Source organism: Pseudomonadota bacterium (assembly GCA_030859565.1).
Taxonomy (GTDB): Bacteria; Pseudomonadota; Gammaproteobacteria; order JACCXJ01; family JACCXJ01; genus USCg-Taylor.
Window position 1 is genome coordinate 1 of the sequence record JALZJW010000215.1, and the last position, 4,592, is coordinate 4,592.

2 protein-coding genes and 1 pseudogene are annotated in these 4,592 nt (G+C 61.9%); 2 read left to right on the forward strand and 1 reads right to left on the reverse strand.

All coding sequences use genetic code 11. From position 1 onward, the window contains the following. A pseudogene (locus M3436_19475) lies at positions 1–264 on the forward strand (coproporphyrinogen III oxidase). Here the strand turns inward: M3436_19475 and M3436_19480 are convergent. After that, positions 261–785: a DinB family protein gene (locus M3436_19480; GenBank protein ID MDQ3566167.1), complete on the reverse strand. Its 525-nt coding sequence runs from the start codon at positions 783–785 to the stop codon at positions 261–263. The pseudogene M3436_19475 and the gene M3436_19480 sit on opposite strands and share 4 nt — an antisense overlap. 290 nt (positions 786–1,075) lie before the next feature. Here M3436_19480 and M3436_19485 point away from each other — a divergent pair, with 290 nt between their 5' ends. Continuing rightward, positions 1,076–3,973, forward strand: a complete 2,898-nt coding sequence (locus M3436_19485; GenBank protein ID MDQ3566168.1) for an SUMF1/EgtB/PvdO family nonheme iron enzyme — start codon at positions 1,076–1,078, stop codon at positions 3,971–3,973. The last annotated feature ends 619 nt before the right edge of the window (positions 3,974–4,592 follow it).

A 4,592-nucleotide genomic window follows, 5' to 3' on the forward strand; every position in this document is an offset into this window, starting at 1 on the left:
TACCCGCGCTTCAAACGCTGGTGCGACGAGTATTTCTACCTCCGCCATCGAGCCGAGCCGCGCGGGATCGGCGGCCTGTTCTTCGATGACCTCAACGCCTGGGGCTTCGAGCAGTGCTTCGCCTTCGTCCGCAGCGTCGGCGATCATTACCTGGCTGCTTATCTACCCATCGTCGAGCGCCGCGAGGACCATCCCTATGGCGAACGCGAACGCGACTTCCAGCTCTATCGGCGCGGCCGCTATGTCGAATTCAATCTTGTCTACACGCTGTGCCGCGGCAGCTCGTTATCGAAGGCGAAGTCCGCGCCGGCGTGGCCGATCGCGTGCATACCTACCTGGTAATAGATCCAGTTAAACGGCACGGGCCTCGGTCTCTGGGCTTCGGCCAAATCAGCGCGATAGGCCGGGCGAAGCGGATTGAGCGAGAAGTTGTACTTGATGTCGGTGAGCAACAACTCCTGATGCTGTTGTTCGTGATGACAGCCAAGTGTCGTGCGGCGGGCGATCTCGGCGAAATCGTCCGCACGTGCTTCCGTCAGCAACCTCGCCATGGCCGCGTCCACGTGGGCGCGATAGCGATAGACATCTGCCACCGTGGGGCGGGATAACAAACCGCGCTCCGGGCGCGGATACTGCGCGCCAATCGTTTGGTAGTAGGAGTTGAAGAGATATTCAAACCGCGGATGAAAAACCGAATAAGCATGCAGAAACGGCTTTAGCAGGAAGGTTTCGAAAAACCAGGTGGTATGCGCCAGATGCCACTTCGGCGGGCTTGTATCCGGCATTGCCTGCAACCCGTAATCTTCCGTCGCGAGCGGCCTGCACAACTCTTCGGTTGTGCACCGCATCGTAGCGCGGCGCAAGCGCCTGCTGCTGCTCGGCATCCCCCGGCACCATCAGCCGGGTCTCGGCAATAGCCTCCATTGCGACCTCCGTGTTGAACTCCCTTAAATTGGAACACAGGCCGGGGGGGGAATGCCAAACTTTTCCCTTTGCGGCCCACCGGTGCTGGACGTAGCCGTCCGCTGCGGTCGCGACCTGGCGCCGTCCGCGATGGGCAATCTAGAATAGGCGCATGTCAGCGCGCCTCGAGCTCAAGATATTCTTATCCTCACCGGGGGATGTTTCCGACGAGCGCGGCTTGGCGCGCAGGGTGCTCGACAGGCTCTCGCAGGAATATAGCCTGCGTGATCGCGTCCACCTCGAGGCGGTCTCCTGGGACGATCTGGGGGCGCCGGTGCCCCTGGATGCGCATTTGACGCCGCAAGAAGCGATCAATAACCGTCGCCCAAAGCCCAGCCAATGCGAGGTCGTGGTCGTTATCTTGTGGTCCCGCATGGGCACGCCGCTGCCGCCTGAACACCGGAAGCCCGACGGCACGCCGTATGTCTCGGGCACCGAATGGGAGTTCTGCGACGCGCTGGAGGCTGCAGAGAAAACTGGGAAACCGACTGTTTTGGTTTACCGACGTTCGGAAAAACGGCAGGTAGATTTGGACGATGCCCAGTTAGAGGAGAAGCGCCGCCAATACAAAGGTGTGGAAGCCTTCTTTGCTCAATTCACGAACACCGATGGCTCTTTGCGCCAGAGCGTCAAGCCCTATGCCTCGCCGAGCGAGTTCGCGGATAAGCTCGAACGCGAGCTGCGCGAGCTCATTCAAGTCCAGCTTGACGCACTCCCCAGGGACGCACCCCCGCCCGCTAAGGGATCTTCAGCCGCCACCCGCGACCCCACGACTAAGCCTATTTGGGAAGGTAACCCTTACCTTGGTCTGAACGCCTTTCGGGAGAGGCATGCCGCAATATTCTTCGGCCGCGGCCGGGAAAGCGATGAGTTGGTCAAGCGCTTCGCCGCCGCCACGACACGCATCGTCGCGGTCATTGGCGCCTCGGGCTCGGGTAAGTCTTCGCTGGTCGGTGCCGGTCTCATTCCCCGGCTCCGCGATGGCGCCTTATCGGGAAGCGGAAATTGGGTCAGCGTGCGGTTTACCCCCGCCGAGCGGGGGAGGGATCCGTTCGTGAACCTGACCCGCAAATTAGCCGCGCAGTTGCCCAGCGCATCGGAGTCCCCGGAGGCGCTGTCGGACCGGCTCCGCACCCGTCCCGCCGAGATTAATGCACTCGCCGGCCAAGTTCTGCAGGGCAAATCCGCGAATGCCGAGCTATTGCTCTTCGCCGATCAATTCGAGGAGCTCTTCAGCGCGCGGGTCGAAGAGCGACATCGAGAGCCCTTCATCGAGCTCATTGATGCCATAGCCTCCTCGCCGCGCATTCGGGTCGTGCTGACCCTGCGCGCCGACTACTACGAACACTGCACACGCGACCCACGGCTGGCTGCTTTGCTACGCGACGGGAGTTTCCCGCTCGCGGCACCGACCCCTCTCGCACTCGCCGAGATGATTGAACGCCCGGCGCGGGTCGCCGGCCTAGATCCGGAGCCGGGCTTGGCAGGTGCCATTTTGAAGGACGCGGGCACCGAGCCCGGGGCGCTGGCGCTGGTCGAGTTCGCCTTGGAGGAGCTTTACGAACGCAGTGGCGGTAAACAACTGACCGTGGCCGCCTATCGCATGTTGGGCGCTAAGAACGGTGACGGCGGGAAAGTGGGCGGCATTGGGGGTGTCATCGAGGGCCAGGCCGAAAAGGCCGTGCAGGATGCGGCCGGGAACGTGGACGAGGCAGCGCTCGCCAAAATCTTTCGCCAACTCGCGGACGTGGATGAGAAAGGCGGCACGGTGCGCACGCGCGCACGGCTCGACGCCTTTGCGGACCGAGAGCAAGCGCTGCTGAACCGGCTGGTGGACGGACGCTTGCTGGTCACCAACAAGGATGACGCCAACGTGTCATGGGTAGAGGTAGCCCACGAAGCCGTGCTGCGGCATTGGCGGCGCTTTAGCCACTGGCTGGAAGACAACCGCGCGTTTCTTCTCTGGCGCAAGCGCTTGACGGTGATGCGCGGAAGCCGAACGCTTTTGCAGGGGGAAGCCCTAGCGGAAGCGCTCGGCCAGATCAAACAGCACGCCCAGCACCTGGACAGCGACGACCTCGGCTTTATCGAGAACAGTCGGCGCTCCGCTCGCAATCGGCGTTGGGGCGGGCAAGTGGCCGTTGCGCTCGTGCTGGTGGTCGCGACCGGTGCTGCCGTCTGGTGGTATCAAGAGGAGCAGCGCCGCCGGCCTATTCTGCATGAGGAAGACTGGGTGGTTATCCCCTCCGGTAAATTTCAGATGGGATCGTCTGACGCGAACATAGAGGCGAAAGAGGCCGGCGTAGCCGAAAGGCCGCAGGACACGGTGAGCATCGCCAAACCCTTTAAGCTGAGTCGCTATGAAGTCACATTCGAGGAGTATGACCGTTTTGCTTATGCGACCGATCGCCGCCCGCCCAGTGACGCGGGTTTCGGTGCCGGATTCACTGACGCGGAACGCGCGCGGCTACCGGTGATCAACGTTTCCTGGGAAGACGCTACGGCCTACGCAGGGTGGTTATCTGAAAAGACCGGTACACGGTTCCGGTTACCGACCGAGGCCGAGTGGGAGTATGCGGCGCGAGCGGGCACAACCGAGCGGCGTTACTGGGGCGAGGATCCCGCACAAGCCTGTGTCTACGCCAATGTTTTCGACCGCAAGCACGGGACCGAGCTGCAGCGACGATTCGGTGTGAGCTGGGAATCCCATGCTTGCGATGATGATTATGCCACGCTGGCCCCGGTAGGACGGTTCAAGCCAAATAGGTTTGGGCTTTATGACATGTTGGGCAATGTGTATGAATGGGTACAGGACTGCAATCGGGATAGCCACGCAGGCGCGTCCTTGGATGGTGGCGCTTGGGAAGAAGGTTTCTGTGCCCTGCGCGTGATCCGCGGCGGTTCCTGGGCCGACCCACCGAAAATCGTTCGTTCGGCCACCCGTAGCGGGGGCCCGCCGGATCACCGGTCCGACACCGTGGGATTTCGTCTGGCCCACGACCTGGATTAGCCCTTTGCTCTTTTTGCTTTTACCCTTGCGGTTTATAGCGCGGCCCGGGAGGGTCGCGCCGGCGGCGTTTAAAAAGCAACCCAGAATGCAAGACTCGACACCAGGCCGTACCAGCAGGGCGGCGGATCCGATGTACCTCTGGATATCCTGCTAGGCCTCCGTATTAATCGGCACAAAACGCATCCCCGGCCGGCTGGCTGCCTCGCAAATCGCCTCGGTATCGTTGCCGTCTGTGTGCACCTTTAGAATGCTGGTGTACTCAAGGGATGTGTACTATGCTCACGGTGGGGAGTAAAAAAAGGCGGGGTAGGGCGCAGCCCGTTACCCGCCGAACGCGAAGCGTCGGAAAGCCAGGGCCAGGGGCTCGTACGAGTGCCAGTCGAAGACTGGCCGGGGCCGAAGGCGGCCCTGTTTGGCGCGGCGAGGATGCAACAACAAGGCGCTGCCGGCCGGGGCAGGATGCACGCTTATACCCGACACGCGCGGCGTGTCTCAGTATTTTCTAATTCAAAGATGAGTCTGAAAGAAGGTAGTAAAGCCTGGCCTCCTAGGGTGAAAGAGTACTGGCCTCCGGGGATAGCTGGGGGCGTCGGGAGCCTGGGCGGTGCGACGACTGTTC